Origin of the sequence: Collinsella sp. CM84Y_54 (genome assembly GCF_036317945.1) — a bacterium.
GTDB lineage: Bacteria > Actinomycetota > Coriobacteriia > Coriobacteriales > Coriobacteriaceae > Collinsella.
In genome coordinates this window covers 277,597-296,695 of sequence record NZ_JAWQCX010000001.1, presented here as the reverse complement: position 1 = coordinate 296,695, position 19,099 = coordinate 277,597, and the positions used below count along the sequence as shown (strand labels likewise).

17 protein-coding genes and 1 pseudogene are annotated in these 19,099 nt (G+C 53.9%); 2 read left to right on the top strand and 16 right to left on the bottom strand.

Translation table 11 applies throughout. The features are described 5' to 3' along the window. Window positions 1–72: 72 nt before the first annotated feature. Together V2391_RS01335 and V2391_RS01330 are read left to right on the top strand one after the other, a co-directional pair. Entirely contained in the window at window positions 73–744 is a 672-nt protein-coding gene (locus V2391_RS01335; RefSeq protein ID WP_329737949.1) for a hypothetical protein, read from the top strand. A gap of 183 nt (window positions 745–927) precedes the next feature. After that, window positions 928–2,346 carry a transglutaminase domain-containing protein gene (locus tag V2391_RS01330; RefSeq protein WP_329737948.1) on the top strand — a complete coding sequence of 473 codons (1,419 nt, stop codon included), beginning with the start codon at window positions 928–930 and terminating at the stop codon, window positions 2,344–2,346. A 1,018-nt stretch (window positions 2,347–3,364) separates the two neighbouring features. On the opposite strand, the pseudogene V2391_RS09620 reads toward V2391_RS01330, so the two are convergent. The 16 genes and pseudogenes from V2391_RS09620 to thrS all read right to left on the bottom strand — a co-directional run. Beyond that, window positions 3,365–3,472 (bottom strand): annotated as a pseudogene (locus V2391_RS09620) (DapH/DapD/GlmU-related protein); the annotation flags it as partial. Window positions 3,473–3,820: 348 nt separating this feature from the next. Next, entirely contained in the window at window positions 3,821–4,975 is a 1,155-nt protein-coding gene (locus V2391_RS01320; RefSeq protein WP_329737947.1) for a Coenzyme F420 hydrogenase/dehydrogenase, beta subunit C-terminal domain, read from the bottom strand. After that, window positions 4,956–6,299 carry an O-antigen ligase family protein gene (locus tag V2391_RS01315; RefSeq protein ID WP_329737946.1) on the bottom strand — a complete coding sequence of 448 codons (1,344 nt, stop codon included), beginning with the start codon at window positions 6,297–6,299 and terminating at the stop codon, window positions 4,956–4,958. The genes V2391_RS01320 and V2391_RS01315 overlap by 20 nt, the downstream gene beginning before the upstream one ends. A gap of 1 nt (window position 6,300) precedes the next feature. Beyond that, entirely contained in the window at window positions 6,301–7,791 is a 1,491-nt protein-coding gene (locus tag V2391_RS01310) for a lipopolysaccharide biosynthesis protein (RefSeq protein WP_329737945.1), read from the bottom strand. A gap of 16 nt (window positions 7,792–7,807) precedes the next feature. Further along, complete coding sequence (locus V2391_RS01305; RefSeq protein WP_329737944.1) at window positions 7,808–8,893, bottom strand: polysaccharide pyruvyl transferase family protein; 1,086 nt, start codon at window positions 8,891–8,893, stop codon at window positions 7,808–7,810. A gap of 30 nt (window positions 8,894–8,923) precedes the next feature. Then, complete coding sequence (locus V2391_RS01300) at window positions 8,924–9,454, bottom strand: serine acetyltransferase (protein ID WP_329737943.1); 531 nt, start codon at window positions 9,452–9,454, stop codon at window positions 8,924–8,926. A gap of 1 nt (window position 9,455) precedes the next feature. After that, a complete protein-coding gene (locus tag V2391_RS01295) occupies window positions 9,456–10,256 on the bottom strand; it encodes a glycosyltransferase family 32 protein (protein WP_329737942.1) in 801 nt (266 codons plus the stop codon). A 78-nt stretch (window positions 10,257–10,334) separates the two neighbouring features. After that, window positions 10,335–11,405 carry a glycosyltransferase family 4 protein gene (locus tag V2391_RS01290; RefSeq protein ID WP_329737941.1) on the bottom strand — a complete coding sequence of 357 codons (1,071 nt, stop codon included), beginning with the start codon at window positions 11,403–11,405 and terminating at the stop codon, window positions 10,335–10,337. Then, complete coding sequence (locus V2391_RS01285) at window positions 11,405–12,292, bottom strand: ATP-grasp fold amidoligase family protein (RefSeq protein ID WP_329737940.1); 888 nt, start codon at window positions 12,290–12,292, stop codon at window positions 11,405–11,407. The genes V2391_RS01290 and V2391_RS01285 overlap by 1 nt, the downstream gene beginning before the upstream one ends. 33 nt (window positions 12,293–12,325) lie before the next feature. After that, window positions 12,326–13,225 (bottom strand): ATP-grasp fold amidoligase family protein, encoded by a 900-nt coding sequence (locus tag V2391_RS01280; RefSeq protein WP_329737939.1) that lies wholly within the window; start codon window positions 13,223–13,225, stop codon window positions 12,326–12,328. Beyond that, a complete protein-coding gene (pssE, locus tag V2391_RS01275; protein ID WP_329737938.1) occupies window positions 13,222–13,713 on the bottom strand; it encodes a PssE/Cps14G family polysaccharide biosynthesis glycosyltransferase in 492 nt (163 codons plus the stop codon). The genes V2391_RS01280 and pssE overlap by 4 nt, the downstream gene beginning before the upstream one ends. A gap of 12 nt (window positions 13,714–13,725) precedes the next feature. Continuing rightward, the gene (gene pssD, locus V2391_RS01270; protein ID WP_329737937.1) at window positions 13,726–14,199 is read right to left on the bottom strand and encodes a PssD/Cps14F family polysaccharide biosynthesis glycosyltransferase; all 474 of its coding nucleotides are present in this window, start codon (window positions 14,197–14,199) and stop codon (window positions 13,726–13,728) included. Window positions 14,200–14,202: 3 nt separating this feature from the next. Beyond that, complete coding sequence (locus V2391_RS01265) at window positions 14,203–15,462, bottom strand: nucleotide sugar dehydrogenase (RefSeq protein WP_329737936.1); 1,260 nt, start codon at window positions 15,460–15,462, stop codon at window positions 14,203–14,205. Between the two features lie 39 nt (window positions 15,463–15,501). Beyond that, window positions 15,502–16,251, bottom strand: coding sequence for a sugar transferase (locus tag V2391_RS01260; protein WP_329737935.1), 750 nt, complete (start codon window positions 16,249–16,251; stop codon window positions 15,502–15,504). Window positions 16,252–16,332: 81 nt separating this feature from the next. After that, complete coding sequence (locus tag V2391_RS01255) at window positions 16,333–16,923, bottom strand: hypothetical protein (RefSeq protein ID WP_329737934.1); 591 nt, start codon at window positions 16,921–16,923, stop codon at window positions 16,333–16,335. 325 nt (window positions 16,924–17,248) lie between these two features. After that, window positions 17,249–19,012: a threonine--tRNA ligase gene (gene thrS / locus V2391_RS01250; RefSeq protein ID WP_117584100.1), complete on the bottom strand. Its 1,764-nt coding sequence runs from the start codon at window positions 19,010–19,012 to the stop codon at window positions 17,249–17,251. Window positions 19,013–19,099: the final 87 nt, after the last annotated feature.

Sequence of the window (19,099 nt, the reverse complement as noted above, 5' to 3'; positions counted from 1 at the left end):
CCTTATCTTGGCAATGAGAAACCGGGGCGCACAAGGCGGCCCGGGGCACCTCCACCCAAGAAAGGATCCGCTATGCTCAAAGACGGCATCGCATACCTACTCAAGTTCGCACCCAAGGAAGCCTACATAGACAACTTGATTACCGGTCGTCTCTACATGAACGCGGCCGGCTACTACCATGGCCTGCCTGGCGAGCAGGGCGATCCGCTCGAGGCGTCCATGGCTCCTGGGGTGTGTCTCTACGGATATACTTGCCTCCCCATCTACTGCATGTACACGGTCCGCGAGAACGATTTCGTCGACAACGCCGTGAAAATCCCGATACGCATGATCCAGGAGTTCGGGTGCGCAGACGGGTGGATCGGCATCGTGCAGTACGACTGCTTCGCGCGCCTTGCCGACAGACAAACCTCCGACGACGGAAGCATCTACGCCCACGGTCCCATCTCCTACGGCGTCCCCGGGCCAAAACTGATCCGCGAGATCTTTGAGGGCATCCCGCACAATCTCGTTATCAAAACGCCCAAATACGCATATCAGAAGGAGTATCGAATCATCGGGTCGCAGCCGGTCGAATGTCGCCTTTTACCAGACGAGAATCACCCTGGCTGCAAAATTGAAAAGTACGGCCATGCAGTGCTTGACCTAAGCAGCAGCCTCGCGGACTTTTCCTGGAAGGCCTCGGTGCCGAGCCTCGAAGAGGCGCAAGACGGCCTCATGCTGGAGTTGCCGCATCGAGCATAGTCAACCCGACGCGATCCACAACGTCACCGGGCAATCAAGCATCCCTCCCCTCCCCAACATCCCCCAGAAAGTTCGCTGATGTTGACTGGGGTTCCCGTAAAATAAACCGAAACAAAATATGTGCGGAGTGCTGGCCTGGAGCTGCCTTCGGACCCTATTGGCTGCTCACCGAGAGGCTCCGCTATGAAACGACCCCTTTACTACCTGCTCTGCGCGATCGCGTGCACGTCCATGGTCAGCTCGACGCTACCCATGGCGGCCATTGCGGAAGCCATTCAGCCTCGAGCGACAACCGAGCAGCAGGCGCAAGCCGACGCCACGAGCATCGACACAGGCGAAGCTGAAGACGGCACCAACACAAATGCGACAGCAGATTCCGCAGAGGACAGCACCGCAACATCTACCGGCACCAGCCAGACCGACCCCGCGGACGCCAACACCGCAGACGCCGCCACGCCCGGCACCACCGCCCCATCCCTCCGCGCCCAAACCAACGGAACGCCCGAGACCATCTCCACCACGTCACAAACCACCTACGCCCACTCCGCCACGGCAACCCAAAACGGCGTCACCTTCACCGTCTCGTGGAACGACGCCCCCGCGGGCGCCACGACGACCTTCCACGTAACCCAGACCAACGGCTCGTCCCAGGCCAAGGCGCGCATGGACGTACCCACCTATTGGGACGGCGGCAGCCAGGAAAGCGTCTGCGACCCGTCGCGCCCGGCATGGGGCAGCTACCACAGCCTGGGCGCCACCGGCCACGACTTTACATTTGACTTCACGGCATCGGGCACGTACCGCATCTACTTCTACTTTATGGACAACGACAGATACGACCCCCAAAACGACAAGGGAATCTACTACCTGCGCACCACGGCGGAGGTGACCGTAAACGACGCCGCCCGCCCAAGCGTCACGCAGATCGTCAACAACGCCGTGGACCAGTGCAGGCAACAGACAAACGGCTCGGAATACGACATGGCACTGTGGCTCCACGACTGGACGCTTGACCAGCTGGAGTACGACCACAACCTCAACAGGTGCTCGGCCGAAAGCGGCCTCACGCGCCACCAGGGCACCTGCGAGAGCTACCAGCGCATCTACTCCAAGCTCATTGACGCCGCGGGCATCGCCAACGGCCGCATCACCGGCAACGGCCACACCTGGAACGCCGTAAAGATCGACAGCAAATGGTGCCAGATGGACCTAACCTGGGACGACACCAGCGACAAGTGGTACGGGGACCTGGACCAGCGCCATCTGTACTTTGGCCTGACCGACGAGCTCATGGCAATCGCCCACTCAGACCACACGGCAAACTACCAAAAGGACGACTACGCCTACCACTCGACCGACCTATCCAACAATTACTTTGTGCGAAATGGCAAGGCGGACGAATGGGCAGAGAAGTACGCCGACCGCATTCAGCAGCACCTTGATGCCAGGGAAGAGAGCTTTTCTATCGACGCGGATAACCAGTCCTTCCCGCCGAGCATCTCGGGGATTCAAAACGGAATCGTTGCGTATGCGATGAATCAAATAGACTGGATACCGCTGGAAACAAAGACTATCTATCGGTCGAGTCGAAGGTCGAGATGACGTCGAGCAGCAGCTGAACCGCGGCAGGGGCTCGACATCTGCTCGGTGGATGCCGTCCCCCAGGCGGTGAAGGTGAGGGGGATCCAACCCGAGGGGATGTAGGAATGCGATAGGAAAGTCATAGATGCGGGCGTGCTGGCTAAAATGGGTCGGCCGGGATTGGTCAATCTCGGCGGACTATATTTGGCTAAATTATTCCATCGCTAACACAGAAAGCTCGCTGATGTTTACTGGTGTTTCCGAAAACCCCAACAAAATATGCGCGGCATGCTAGCCCGGTGCTGCTTTTGGACCCTATCGCCTGCTCCCAGAGAGGCTCCGCTACGCCCCCCCATCGCCCACCATGTGCAATCGCGCATGGCCATGGCAAGCGCACCAATACCCATGGCGGTCATCGCAGAAGCCATGCAGCCTCAAGCAACAGCCGCCCAACAGGCACAAACTAAGACAGCAATAAGCGATACTGACAAGGCCGAAGGGACCACAAGCTCAAACACAACCGACTCAAGTGATTCCGCAGTAGATGTCAAAAGAGACAACAACGCCGCCCCCGTCAGCGCGACCAGCGCAACCGACAGCACCATCCCCCATTAGCCTCCTCATCGAGCAGCGCGCTGGGCGCCTCCTCGGTGGTCTTCCTTGGAGGAGTCTTCATTTCCTTGCACAGCAGTTCCTCGTCGACCGATACGATGTTCGCAAATTCGGCACTTATCCTTTTCGTCTGTGATTCGCTGCTTAGCCGCCAGAGACCACATGACAGAGCGCGGACCGTGCTCCGTCATGTGGTTGTCAATTTCCAAAAAAAAACTTGACGTTACCAGTGATGCGGTTTCAAACCGGTTAAAAAAGGGTATCGACCCACGCCGATACCCCTAATGCAAGCACGCTTTAATCCAATTAAGCCATTATCAATACTGCTTTATCGGATCAGCGTACATCGTGAATTGAAAGCCAATCCAGCATCCTATTGAAGCTCTCTGCAAACATGATCCCGTTTTTCGTGTAGCAGCGTATTCGCAGGAACATCTTTATAAACGACACTATTGGCAGCGATGACCGCATTGTCGCCAATGGTTACACCTTTAAGCACCACGACATTCGCGCCAAGCCAGACGTTGTCACCTATATGAACGGACGCAGTCGTAGTCGGCTGGTCCCGGTACATGACTCCATTCTGGGACATACCGTGGTCGAAGTCATACACATGGACGTTTGGACCAAATAGACAGCCTCTGCCAATCTCAATTCGTTCATGAGCAATCAGGACGCAACCGTAATTGAAAGATGTTCGCTCACCAACGTTAATAACGCCTTTATCCGATACGCGACAATAAAACGGTCGCCTGAAAGCCTTCGTCATGTTTATCTGGCCAGGGAATCTCCCTGCAAGAAACGCCAACTTGCCCCGGACATAAAACCAGGTCGCCACATGCTCTACAAACTCCATTAAATTCAAGAGAAACGCCCCTAGTAACTATTTCCTTTTAATAAGCTGTTTCACAAGAGTCTTGAGAGATTTCACGAAGCCGTAGGCGCCAACAAACCGAGCAGTGCCCTCGAACCCCTTATGCTCATAAGCCTTCCAGAAACCATCAACGTCACCCTGCGGAGAGGACGACCTCTCCAGCATCGGATTACCGGGCAGCACCTCTTCAAGAGATATATCTGTTACGCCGGGCTCAAATACACCAGATGCGACAATATGCTCGGCTAGCTCACTATTAACCATAACAACAGAAAGTCCCTTATGATCATTAAAACCTTTGCGAACTCGATCGACGCCAAGAAAATCAGCAAGAGTGAAGTCGGACACCCTGTTGACGTCGGTATAGGCGCAGTTATAACAGCTGGAATTTAAAGCGTTATTGCTATAGAACACATCTCGCCAAGTATTAGATTCAATCGTGTCATAGAGAGCAGTGCCGTCGTCCAAGAGAGCCTTCTCGACATGGACTCCCCAACCTCTGTCCTTGGGGCGATGAAAATATTTGATGACCTTCTTTCCAGACTTTTCTTCCAAAAAGGAAATATAATCGCGGAACATGCGGTTACTAGGTGTGCCGTGGCAGATTAGATCACAAGTAACCAGCTTACCGGAATAGCTTTTTTTAGAAAGAAAACTCCTAAGGCCCGCAATTTGACACGGAGTACCGGTGTAGAGCACGTCAAGACCTTGTTTCAAGTCGTTATATGCCTCACCAAATGAAAAGCCAACGAAACCCTGTGAGTATTTAGAGCCTCGACAAGCTAGCGCGTCCTCCACAGAAGCACAACGCCTCTGAACGACCCGGAAATCCTCATCGAAGCAAGCGCCGTAAACGACGCCGCCATTATTTAGAACATGAGTAGCCAAGGTCCAAAACGCGGCACCCGAGGAACTTTTTGCGCGTTCGGCGTCATCAGCCTGATAAGCCAATACCCGACGAGGGCTCATCTTCAGATCGTTGCTCGTCAAACCATTAGCCGGACATACCCTCTGGCACAAACCGCACTCAACACATTTTGATTCGTCAATCTTCGGACGGTAAAACCCATGAGAGTCTTCTACTATCTGAATCGCCGATCGAGGACACACAGACAGACACGCAGAGCACCCGGTGCAGCGTTGGCTATCTTTGCAGATATCCATGGAATCCCTCCCAATCGTTAAGAATCATCTTGCCTGAGCCGCAAATAGCAAACACCGCCACACATGAAATGAAATACGGTATGTAGCACTGCGGATCGTATAAAGGGTTGCCTGAAAAGCAATAAAGTAGAAAGAAAATCTGCACACCCAAACAGGCCCACAAGCAAAAGGAGTCCCCATAAGGACCCTCCTCTAAATGAGACTCAGATTGATGCACAGCTGCAAAGATGGAGAGAAACGCAGGCAAAACAAAAGCCGCAAGGCCAATCACACCCGTCTCGGCAAGCAACTGTAGATATACGTTGTGAGCACTCATCGACGAATAGCCAAGATTGCTGTACATTGCACCAAGGGAGGTAGTGGCAACATACTTGGAATAAGTCCCCCAACCACAACCAAATAAGGGTTTTGCATAAAACATCCTCCAAGCGCAATCGTACAAATAGCTTCTACCGTTGCCAGTGTCATCCTCTGACAGTTCAATAAACCTCTCAAGAGTCGCCTGAACAGCAGGAACAAACGTAGCAAGAACACCGACAGCTATTACAGCGATTGCAGCAACAACCAAGGTCTTGAGCATCGTCCCGGTAAGCTTCTTTCTGTTTACGAACAGATACGAGATGACGATAGCAGCAACGGATGCAACCAAAGGACCCCGCTTAGTAGTCAGGAAAAGCGCAAGCAAGAGCATCAGGCTCAGCATCAAATCTTTAATCCGAACCTTTTCCCTGCCACCAGCAAGACCACAAGTCCAAGAGACGAGACCCAAACTCAAATAAATCGAATTAGTGCTGTAGTGCGCCGTGAAGCCAGAGCGATAGTCCCTAGCCATATAGCTACCTGAAAAGAAGACAGATTTAACCGGCGGATAAAGTGCGGGGACTAGCCAGAAGACGATAGTGCAGAACGCATGAAATGCTGCAAAGGCGACAAGAACCCTAAGACATGAAGTGACCCAGGATCGCTCGCCTGTCGCAACATACATGCACAGAAATAAAAGCGTATAGACTAAGAGCAGGGTCAAATTAGCCACACCGTATATAAAACTATGAATAAAGAACAGCACAAAGAAAGGCACCCAAGCCAGCTCAAGGCCAAATCTCTTGCAAGCAAATCTTCTGTTAGTCACAAAATGTAGGAGAAGCGCCGCAGCAGATAGCAGGAGACAGACATCAAGTGCAAGCGCAGAAGCAGCGAGCGATTGGCAGAAAAAGGCATAAAAGAGCAGTGGGATGAATACCATCGAGCCATCGCTTAGGGAAAACCGTCGGTCTAACTCGGGGCTGGACTTTACACCAAGCTTAGACACGCAGAAATGATTCATGCTATTTAATCCTTATAAAACGACCAATTATCGAACAATAGCTAGGCTTATCAAAGAAATAGAGCGATGCACATGCAGCAACAGCACCCCAAACGACAAGGCAAATGGCAACCGCTATCCATCCAGTCCAACTGTCTGCGAAACAAGAAAGTAAATAACCGGGCAAGACAACAAGAGCGGTCTGCAAAACATAGATGCCAAACGACCGAAATGAGCTTGAGAGAGAGTCCTTCGAGATTTTAAGGGGCTCATAAAACAAAAGATCGATCACGCGGTAAAGATTGGACACGCAGGAAGCGGCAATTGTACCTACAACCCCAAAGCGAATCGTGAGAGGGATACCCAAGACAATGATGATTGCAGCTTGCAGGCAGGTCTGCGCCCTAGTTTCGCGGTACATACCAGCGGCGATTACAAGGAGACCCTGAGACGACTTACCATGATAGAGAAACACGTTTAGAACAACGAGAAAACCCAGGAGGGCATTGTGGTAATTTGCATCATGAAACTCACCCGCATACAGATCCACAAACGGCAAAATCAGTGAAAAAGCACATCCGCACGCCACAGCAGAGACTGCGTACACAAGTGCTCGATATGGCTTATACGAAGATCGAAGACCTACATAGTCTCCTTCTGCAATTTGCCGGCCAAAGAGCGCCTGAAGTCCTGTGCCGAGGACATTCGGAATCATCTGTAGGCCCGTAGATACGAGCATGTAAACAGCAAGAACGCTGACTTCGCTCATGCTTCCGCAGAGGAAGGTCGCCAAAATAACAGGCGCGCCCGACTGAACGGCTCCCAAGATCTGAAGAAACAGCGCATCCCACCTTTGGGGTAGCCGATAGTCACCGTAATCAACCTTGCAGTTAAGCTTCGGATAATGACGGCGTGTGTACAGAGCAAGAATCAAGCTACGTGCAAAAACCGCAGTCAGAGCCAGCGCGAAGACAGCAACAACAGGAGCATGAAGATAGGCAAACAAGAAAATGACAGCCGTGTTAACCAGCGTAAAGACCGTCGATGCAAGCTGAATAAGCCAGTTCTTTTGGTCGGCTGTTAAGAAGACCTGGTACTTAGCAAGAGAAAAGAAGTCCACTACGATTTTCGCGCCCAACAGGAAGGTGAGCACCATGATCTCCCAAGGCGCAAGCGAGCCTACCGAGACAAACACCGGGTAAACAACCGAAAGGCCAACCAGCAAGACGAGAAACAACATACCCGACTTCTGATAAAAGACCTTTGAAGCCGAAGCCACAACGTTAATACCGTCCCAGTCGCCCTTGGCAATGGGCTTATATAGAGCGAAGGTTGCTGCACCAGAAATGCCCGCCTCAACAAGCGCGAAATAACCAATGAACTGAGTTAGAGAGGTCACCAGACCGTTAACCTCGGATCCGTACACGCCGATAATCGCCCTTGGGACGAGAAAGCCGGCAACGATAGCGGTCAGCTGGTAGACCAAGTTCCAGAAAGTGTTCTTTGCAAACATAAGCTAGAAACGACACCTACAATCCAATGCAATGAGCGATAAAGGCGCGCGCCGCCTCTCGGTCATGCGAGAGGGTCTGGTTGGCATGACCAAAGTCGACAGTCGAAGTAACGACCTCGTCGCGATACAGGCAGTCCTCTATTTCATAACGTGCGAGAAGGTCGGTAATCCTAACGTTACTCTGAACGGCGGAATCCGACGTTTTAACGATAAACGGCTTATTGAAATTCATGGAAAAGCAGGCACCGTGGAAGGAGTCTGTGCAAACAAATGTCGCCCCGCTCAAGAGCTTCAAGAAAGCAGCTGGGCCGATACCCCTCAAGTTGATCATGCCGGGGAATTTCTTAGTGTTGTAATGAATGCAGACGACAGGAACGCCGAGCTCGCTGGCGATCTTCTTAGCTCGATCCACGAGTTTTTGCTCAGAGTTAAGCGTATAAAGTAGGACGTAGGATTGAGGTATCGTATCCAAGCCATCATCTGAGGCAAACGCCGACCAGTCATCGCCCGTAAGAAGCAGGGTCGGATCGGGCATAAATACAGATTCGAGCCCCATCTCGCTAAGGACCTCCATAGAGCTCGGTTCCCTAACGGAAAGACCAGTGAACTTTTCCAGCCTGTCGGCCGCGCCTTCATCGCATGCCGAAATGGATTCTGCCGTCGCATCTCCCAAACTGGCAGCATAAGACGCGACCTTTGTAACTTCAGCGATACCTTCACCCAAAAAGACGGGGTCATGGCCATTAACCCGAGGATTGAAAACCTGATCGCTGCCAATGAGAACACAGTCGAGGCTCTTGGCTCTATCAATAAGAGCTTGCTTATCCAGCTTTCCCGTAGGGCTTAGATTGCGCTTAGCAAATCGACTGAACGAATTAAGCCTCTGGCGCTCAAAACCCCTGCGAAGGAAATAGCGAACGGCATCTGAAGGATTGAATGAAAAGCGCGTACCCAACTCTCGATCATCGAGTTCCTTATTGCTGTAATTGAGCACTTCGCAGTCACAACCCAACGACATCACGGTCTTGCGCAGCGCACATGCCTGTAGCGAGGCACCAAAGTTTACGGTATTCGAAAATGTGAGGATACCTATGCGTTTCAATATCTTTCCGCCTATCTAATCGAGAGCTCGTTAAACCAAATTAATGATGTAACCTTCAGTAGCGTTAACGGTTTTGATAACCTTGCACGGGTTACCTATGACTATCGAATGGTTGGGAATATCCTGGTTAACAAAGGTATTGGAGGCAATAAAGACATCGTTTCCAATGGCCACATTACCTGCAACCGTCGAGTTAATACCGAGATATACGCGGTCACCAATCGTAGGGACGCCCTTTCTATGGCCACGGTTTTCTTGGCCGATGGTGCATCCCTTATGGATGTTCACGTTACGGCCCAACTTCGCGCCGGCGTTAACAGTAATGCCGTAAGGGTGACCAATGTAGAAGCCCTCACCAATTTGAGTCGATGGTGAAATCTCGAGTCCACACTTCCTGGAAAGATGTTTCCTCGGTAGCGTGAAGATGAGTTTTCGCAATCCCCCTGTTTGACACATCCTTAGATAGAAAACATAGCGATAGCCAAAATCACCTAATAGTCGGCCGAACTCTACGCCTTCCGAACCGAAATAGTGAAAAGTATCTTTAGCGAATACGCCCACTCTAACTTCTCTCTCCTTTAGCAATCTTTTCGCGAACAAAGCCAAAGATTCTCTTAGTTCCAGCAACCAAGCCGCCGTCACTAAGCTCCATGAGAATTCGACCCAAAATCTGCGAAAGCCTTCGCCCAATGAACGGGGAACACTTACGCACGACCTTCCTCTTGATGAGATATTTCGGCTCAACCCAGCTTCCCGAAGAGCGATGAATGCTGTAGGTTTCACGCTTGATGTGATAACCGCCGAAACCGTAAACGGGGTTGAACGCTTTGGAATCCAAGGCAAGCCAGCCACTAAAATGCTGCTCTTTGTTCACGCGTTCAAAGCCGATTTTCTGGAGCTCAGCGGTAAACACTTCATTCACAGTGGTCTTATCGAGAAAATCAGGGTCGCTAGAGAACTTCATCGACTCATATCGTTCTATACATGCACGAATTACAGGGTCATGAGGCTCAACAGCAACAATCAAGCCAGTAGTGGCAGTCAACGATGATTCTTCAATTGCAGTGAAAGGAATGCTTTCCATGAGAGGCGATATGTCCCGTATGAGCTCGCTGCCGATATCCATATAGATGCCGCCGTACTCATACAAGATCTTAAAGCGAGCGTAGTCCGACACAAATGCCCAGAGGCCCGCCGCATACGCATCCCTTGACCAAGAGCACGATGCGAAGTCGAAGTTATCCTCATTCCACTGCTTGACCTCAAACCCAGGCGCAAATGTTTCCCACGAAGCTAACGACTTCACGGCAGTCTCGGAGAGCGGAGCGCCGCCGAACCAGCAATAATGAATGATATTATTCAACCCTCTGCACCACCGTAAGTAATAAAGGGAAAAAATGCGAGTTCTTCTGAGCCAAGTTGGATGCGGGATTGTTTACAATCATCCGGCAACTTCTCCGTAAAGCATCTTGACTTGATTCAGAAAAGCCTCCAAAGAAAATGCCTTTTCGATGCGCAATCGACCATTCTTGCCAATCCGCTCTTTAAAGGCCGCATCGCTCATCAACCGATCGAGAATCTTAGTCAAAGCATCAATATCATCGACCGGAAATAACATGCCGTCTATACCGTCGGATATAACCTGAGGAATGCCGCCGACAGGCGTAGAGATCGTAGCAAGCCCGAACGACATGGCCTCCAGCACGCTCATTGGCATTCCTTCATTTTTAGATGGCAAGCAATATATGCTGCTGTCGCGAAACGCCTTGATCTTTTTCTCAGCTGTTGCCCAACCGATAAAGCGGCAGCTATTAATAACACCAAGCTCACGAGCAAGATTCTCATAGGCAGCGATATCGCCATCGCCGCCAAAAATAAACTTGGCATCAGGATGCAACGGAAGCAGCTTTACTGCAGCACGCAATATCGCATCTGGGCTTTTTCGATTATCGAGTCGGCCCATAAATAGAACAGTATTAAGCGAGTAGTCAGTCATATTTTCGGACGGCACATCAACAGCATTATTCAATACCGCTATGCGCTCAGAGTCGCATACGTTCCTATTAATTAAAAAGTTCTTCCATTCTTTAGAGAGAACGACGACTTTGGCGCAACGAGTAAAAGTATTGTGGATGTCAAGCCTCTCTTTTTCTGAGCACTCGCTATCAAACCACAATGCAAATTCAGCAGCATGAAGATGAAGGATAACCGGAACGCCCCTGCGGTCGGCTGCATCAATAAACAACTTTTTTCTTGCATAACTACCGCGAGATGCCATATGGACATGAACGATGTCAGTTTTATTTAACGAAAATCGAAACTGAAGAAACGCGGTCAACGCAATGACCAATTTCCCGAGTTTTCCGCAGTCGTCATAGGTCGAAATGAACTTCGTCTGAACACCTGCTTTTGGCAAGCACTCCACAAGTTGTCGCTCAACGGTTGCCATACCGCCGCGAGAAGACAAGCTTGGCCCAATCATCAATACACGTGGATTCGACTCGTTCGTCATTACGCCACCTTTTTAGCTGGAAGCTTTAACCAGCTCCCCATCGGATAATCCATTTCAATCGTTCCATATCGCGCAAAACCTGCCGATAAGGTGAACGTCAGCTCGCCGAACACGGGGGCGCCATCGCATATAAAAAAGTCGACACGCGCATGGTTAAAATCGGCGCTTAAAACCTTCGCGACAGATATCATTTCATCAAGGCAAACGGGCTTAGCGATCTGCCTTCCACTCCTCGGGTAGGTGCCCACAAATCCCCTATTCGACCAGTTCAAATCGAACACATCTTCATGGCATTCCGAATCCCTGTCAGAGTAGACTGCAATTAATTTCGGCTGTCCGTTAAAGCAGAAGACCTTATAGTCAAGCAGCCCTTTATCGCCATCGCCGTCCAAATACCTTTCGACAATGACGCGGGGCCGTTCAACCCCGTAAAACCACTCACCATAGCAAGGTAAAATCTTCGCACGCAACCGCTTGCGAGATTTACGTATGGCATCATCACGGTCGAAAAGCTTAGGCCCACCTACGATAACGTTGAATGTTAAGCCGTGCGTCACTTTAACCAAGTACTGGTCAGGCAATTCATTAAAAGGAATATCGGCCGGATTGAAACCCTGCCATGGAAGCTCGTTTAGATAGCTCCCGCACCCCTTTGATTCAACATACCCGCGCACGGCGAACTTGTCACAACATTGCGCCATAACAGGATTATGATCATGCAGTTTTATCCACTGCAGCTTTTTGCTATATGTTCTCGGCCGTTCCAAGTTCAAGGGATATCCGACTTTCATCCTAAATAGAATCTTTAGTGTCAGCACAGGGCTAACTCGGTGCAGCAGGTTGAACGAAGCCAGGAACACGCTCTTCTTGAGGTTGTCTATACTCATGAAAGAACGCTCCCTACGCTGCTACTTCTACGACTACATATTTTGTTTTTGCAAATCCAGCTTCTCGCCCAACCACTCGTCGAACGCGCGCGGATGGAATCGGTCGAAGCCTGACCCCGAGGTAAAGGTAATCTCCCCGAAGACCAGCTCCGAACCTCCCCCCAGAATATAAAAATCAACACGAGCATGGTTGAAAGGAGCCGCAAGGGTCTCAGCTGCCGAAATCATCTCGTCAAAGCACGCGGGCTTGGAAATGGCCTTACCCGAGCGCTTCTCACCCATGTCGTAGCCCTCAATAAGGTGCCAGTCCATGTCGTAGCAGTCCTCAAAGTGAGCATTCGCAGTACGACCCGTGCATACAAGCGTAAGGACGGCCTTGCCGTTCATGACGAACACCTTATAGTCATCCAAGCCGCTATTGGCGTCGGACTCTATAAACTTCTCAACGACAACGCTCGGCTCCACGCCGCCGCTACGGCCATAGAACCACTCACCGTAGCAAGGAAGGAACTTAGCCTTGAGCCACTGATGGCACTTGCGTACAACCTCGTCACGGTTAACGGACTCTTTACCGTTAACAATTACGTTGAAGGTCGAACCGTGCGTCACCTTCACCACGTACTTTTCAGGCAGTTCGTCAAAAGGAATCTGTGCAGGGTCGTCGCCGTGCCACAGAAGCTCGTTAAGATACCGCCCGCAACCGCACTCCTCCACATAGCCGCGTACCGCGAACTTGTCGGCACAGCGCGGCATCAGGGGATTGTGATCATAAAGCTTAATCCACTGAATCTTTTCGCTGAAAGTCTTGGGGCGCTGCAGGTCGAGCGCGTAACCTTGCTTGATGTGAAACAGCGCCTTCAGACAAAGCTCGGGCGACACGGCGTAGAGCGCATTAAAGGGTGCAAGCACAGTGTTCTTCACCATTGTGTTCATCGGTCGTCTCCAAAACCATCGATATATTCTGAAAGGTCGGCACAGAAATGCTCAGTATTACTTCGATAAGGCAGGTAATCCTTCGTCGTCACACGCACATAAGCTTCGAGTAAATCTCCCGGGTCTACGCAGGGCTCTATGAGCCCCATCTCCCCAAACTGTCTGACAATCTCAATCTGGTGATCATCAACGTGCTCGCCGTATTTTGCTAGACGCGGAACAGCGATGATCTTCTTGCCGTCCTTAACGGCGCCAATGATGGCGCCGGTGCCTCCATGAGTTACCACGACATCGCAAGCATCCATATGAGCGCGGAAGGAATCACGGTCAAGAAATGCCTCGTGTTCCATATGCTCAGGAATGTAAGCACATGCACCCGTCTGGGCAAATGCTCCGTCCCTGGCAACACCACTCGCGACAAGACCATCTACCGCCTTGATCAACCTGTCGAATTGGAACTTCTGAGAGCCCACGGTGACAAATATCATGCGATCATCCCCCTAGTACACGCCGCCGACAAAGCGGGCGTTGGGGTATACGGAAAGCATCGATTCCCACTGCACGTAAAAACGGTCGGCGCGCTTGCTCAGCAGCTTTCCCGTCATGGTTGGTGAGTCGGTTTTGGCGAAAGACTCGATATATACGAGCTTGGCGCCCATCGCATGCCCAACTAGGCAAAATGGAATGGTAGCCAGCACCCCCGTGCACACAATCACGTCAGGGCGTTCGGCAAACCAATAACGAAGAGACGTCACAGCGTTGACCGCCATTCGAGGAAGAAAGCTTGCCTCATGCCGATTCACCTGGCGAACATAGCGAACCCGCACGGGCAGCTTGGCATTGTAGGCAGTTTTCTCGGTGAGAATGAAACTGTCGTAGCGCTCCATCAAGGGTCTAAGCGCAAGCAGTTGCTCCAGATGCCCGCCAGATGACGCGGCAAAACACACTTTTATATCCTTGTGACTTTCCGTCATGCGCTAATCCCTCTTAAACAAATCGCGTGTGAAAACCTTGTCCGCCACGTCAGCGAGCTCGTCGCTCCAGCGGTTGGCGACGATCACGTCGCAGCCGGCCTTGAAGGCCTCTAGGTCGTGGGTCACCTCGGAGCCGAAGAACTCCGGCGCGTCCAGCGTGGGCTCGTAGACCACCACGGGCACGCCCTTGGCCTTCACGCGCTTCATGACGCCCTGGATGGAGCTCGCGCGGAAGTTGTCGGAGTTGGACTTCATCGTCAGGCGGTACACGCCCACGACCGGCTTCTCCTTGCCGGCATAGACGCGGTCCCACACCATCTGCAGCACCTCGTCTGCCACGAAGTCCTTGCGGGTGCGGTTGGCGTCCACGATGGCCTCGATCAGGTTCTGGGGCACGTCCCTGTAGTTGGCCAGCAGCTGCTTGGTGTCCTTGGGCAGGCAGTAGCCGCCGTAGCCGAAGCTGGGGTTGTTGTAGTGGCTGCCGATGCGCGGCTCCAGGCACACGCCGTCGATGACGTCGCGGGTGTTGAGACCTCGCACCTCGCAGTAGGTGTCGAGCTCGTTGAAGTAAGCCACGCGCAGCGCCAGGTAGGTGTTGGCGAAGAGCTTGACGGCCTCGGCCTCGGTGGTGCCCAGCACGAGCTCCGGGATACCCACGGTACCGTCGGCATTCACACGCTCGAGCTCGACGGGGTCGGCGCCCTGCGCGAGCAAACGCGCGAAGCGCTCGGCAGCTGCGACGGCGTCAGCGTCCTCCTTCGGCGCGCCCACCACGATGCGGCTGGGGTGCAGGTTGTCGTAGAGCGCCTTGCTCTCGCGCAGGAACTCCGGGCTGAAGAAGATCTTGCTGTCGCCCAGCCTCTCGCGAAGGCCCGCGGTGTAGCCCACGGGGATGGTCGACTTGATGACGATCCAGGCGTCCGGGTTCACGGAGCGAACGGCGGAGATGGCGGCCTCGACCGAGCTCGTGTCGAAGAAGTTCTTGTCCGAGTCGTAGTTGGTGGGCGTGGCGATGACGGCGTAGTCGGCGCCCGTGTAGGCCTCGGCCACGTCGACTGTGGCGTGCAGGTCGAGCTCGCGCTCCCCCGCCTTGGCCTCCGCCAGGAAGCGCTCGATCTCGTCGTCCTGGATGGGCGACTCGTAGTTGTTGATCTTCTCGACCTTCTCGGGCACGATATCAAGCGCATGCACCTCGTTGTGCTGCGAGAGCAGGACGGCAAGGGACAGGCCGACGTAGCCGGTACCGGCGACAGCGATCTTCATTTTCTTCTCCGATTCAAATCGGTTGTTTAAGCTGGTCATTTAGCACGCACCCTTGCCGGTAATGACCTCGATCACCGTGAGAGCGACGATCTTGAGGTCCGTAACGGGACCGCGCTTGGCGATGTACTCCAGATCTCTGCGGACCATTCCGTCGAACCCGGTCGAGTTGCGCTCCGTCACCTGCCACCAGCCGGTGATCCCCGGCTTCACGGCCAGGCGCTGCAGGTCGTACTCGGTGTACTCCGCGACCTCGTTGGGCAGCGGCGGACGCGGCCCCACGACGGACATCTGGCCCAGGAACACGTTGAGGAACTGCGGGAACTCGTCGATGGAGTGCTTACGGATGAACCTGCCGATCTTGGTGACGCGCGGGTCGTCCCTCATCTTGAACATGGCTCCGGCGATCTCGTTCTGCCCCTTGAGCTCGGCGAGGCGCTCGTCGGCGTCCCTGTACATGGAGCGGAACTTCCACATGCGGAAGGTGGACAGGCTGCCGTCGCGGTGGGTCTGGCCCACGCGGATCTGGTTGTAGAACGGGTTGCCCTCGCTCTCCAGGCGGATGGCGGCGGCGAGCACCAGGCTCGGAATGGCGATGACTGCCAGCGCGCAGCCGCTGAACACGATGTCGAACGCGCGCTTTACGGCCCTGTAGCCCAGGCGCGTGCGGTCCCAGTCCTTCACGGCCTGCATGGCTTTGTAGCGCACACCCACGCCTCCGCCATTCATGGCCTGGGCAACGAGCGCGGCCCCTACCGGCGCGTTTTTCCCTGTCACTTCATTAGTAGTCAAGTTCAAATCCACGTCCCTGATTCCAGGGATCCCCCAATCGATGAATTCAAATTGCGAATGAATTGCCAGCGCGACGTCCCCTTACGTCTTACTGGGCACGTCCAACGGAAGCAGCTCCCTAAATGCGGAGTCGCCTTCGCCCACGTTTACCAGGCACCAGCGCTTATGACGGTCGATCTTCTTTACGCGGGCCTCTTGACCCACCAACGGGCCTTGCTCTATGTGCAGCACACCGTCTTCTATGCGGGCGACGCTGTTGCGCACCACGCCGTCGTCGTCGAGCACAGTGCGGTACCAGTCCTGCGCATCGTCCGGCATGGGCGCATAGGCCCTCTCCTTACTGCCGGCAATGCGACAACCAAAGCTCAACTGGGCCAAAGCCTTATCGAGCCGGGCGGCATCGCGCGTGGCGACGAAGAAGTATTCCTTGTACATGGGTTTGGTTTGGAGCGACCAGGCACCGTCCCGCTTAAACCAGAACTCCTTTTGCATCACAAAAGCGTCTTGCATCAGCTCGTGCGGGATAATGCGCCGGACCTTTTCGCAGGTCTCGCGCTCTTTACCGTTGGGGGTGTGGACCAGATACCAGCGAACGCGGCCATGCTGGCTGTTGGTAGTAGCGCCACTAAAGGCGCCGGGCAGCTGCTCTTGGCGCCGCATCGTCTGTTCCATCTCTCGCCCCCTTAACTTGCATCCGCGACACACGCGGGTGCAGGGGCGTTAAGAACAGGCTTCTCGCTCGCAGCTAGGCGCAGTCGCAAAAGTACAGGTTTATGTATCTTTCGACGTTGCTCATTATACGAACAAACTGCTCGCGTTTTCCCAGATTGCACAAAATGCGCCGCGAATGGGCGCATCTCCATACCCCTCTACAAAAACCTGTACCTTTTTGCACAACAAAAAAGCCGCTCTAACCAGCGGCTTTTCTTCTATAGACAACAAAAAAGGCGACCGCCCGCGAGGACGATCGCCTTTGTTAATTCTTGTATAGTTTGTGCTAGGCGCGAGTCTTGATCTCCTCGAGCACCTTGGCCACAAACTCGTCAACGCTCATCTGAACGGTCTCGTTGGAGCGATCGCGGACGGAGATGTTGCCGGCCTCGACCTCCTTCTCGCCCAGGATGAGCATGTAGGGCACGCGGTCGATGCTGCGGGCCTCGCGGATCTTGTAGCCGATCTTCTCGTCGCGGTCGTCGCAGACCACGCGAATGCCGGCCTCCTCCAGCTTGGCGCACACCTCATGGGCGTAGTCGCGGCTCTTCTCGGAGACGGGAAGCGCTTTGACCTGCACGGGAGCCAGCCAGGTGGGGAACTTGCCCGCAAAGTGCTCAATCAGAATACCGATAAAGCGCTCGATGGAGCCAAAGCACACGCGATGCAGCATGATGGGGCGCTTCTTGGTGCCGTCAGCGTCCACGTACTCCAGATCAAAGTTAAGCGGCATCTGGAAGTCGAGCTGGACGGTGCCGCACTGCCAGGTACGGCCGAGCGAGTCCTCCAGGTGGAAGTCGATCTTGGGGCCGTAGAAGGCGCCGTCGCCCTCGTTGACCTCGTAGTCCATGCCCAGCTTCTCCAGAGCGGTGCGCAGGCCCTCCTCGGCACGAGCCCAGTCCTCGTCCGAACCCATGGAGTCCTCGGGGCGGGTGGAAAGCTCAACGTGGTACTTAAAGCCAAACTTCTGGTACACGGAATCGATGAGGTTGACCACGCCCACGATCTCGTCGGTCAGCTGGTCGGGGCGTACAAACAGGTGGGCATCGTCCTGGTTAAAGCAGCGCACGCGGAACAGACCGTGCAGGGCGCCGCGCAGCTCGTGGCGGTGCACCAGGCCAATCTCGCCGGCGCGAATGGGCAGCTCGCGGTAGGAGTGCGGCTTGGAGGCGTACACCAGCACGCCGCCCGGGCAGTTCATGGGCTTTATGCAGTACTCTTCGTCGTCGATGACGGTGGAGTACATGTTGTCCTTGTAGTGATCCCAGTGGCCCGAGGTCTTCCACAGCTGCTTGTTCATGATGAGCGGCGTGGAGATCTCCACGTAGCCGGCCTTGTGGTGGATCTCGCGCCAGTAGTCGAGCAGCGTGTTCTTAAGGATCATGCCGTTGGGCAGGAAGAACGGGAAGCCGGGGGCCTCGTCGCGCATCATAAAGAGGTCCATCTCGCGGCCGATCTTGCGGTGGTCGCGCTTCTTGGCCTCCTCCAGCATGTGCATGTGCTCGTCGAGCTCTTCCTTGGTGGCAAAGGCGACGCCGTTGATGCGGGTGAGCATCTTGTTGTCCTTGTCGCCCTTCCAGTAAGCGCCCGAGACGCCGGTGAGCTTAAAGGCCTTGAGAGCCTTGGTGTAGCAGATGTGGGGGCCGACGCACATGTCGATGTAGTCGCCCTGCTGATAGAAGGTGATGCGGGCGTCGTCGTCCAAGTCGCCGATGTGCTCGACCTTGTACTTCTCGCCGCGCTCCTCCATAAGGGCGATGGCCTCGGCGCGGGGCTTCTCGTACACGGAGAACTTAAGGTTCTCCTTGACGATCTTCTTCATCTCGGCCTCGATCGCGGGGAAGTCGTCCTCGCTGATCTTGACGCCCTCGGGCAGGTCGACGTCGTAGTAGAAGCCGTTGTCGGTCGCGGGGCCATAGGCAAAGTCGGCCTCGGGATAGAGGCGCTTGATGGCCTGCGCCATGATATGCGCGGCGGAGTGGCGGATGACGTGCGTGACCTCGTCCTGCGGGAGCTCGGCCACCGAACCGTCATTGTAGAGTGCCTTCATGGGTATGTTTTCTCCTCTCGGATGCCTAATGCAAGTGCGTGCGCCTGGTGGGCGCGGCGTTTTTGACTTGCATCATTATAGGCAGGT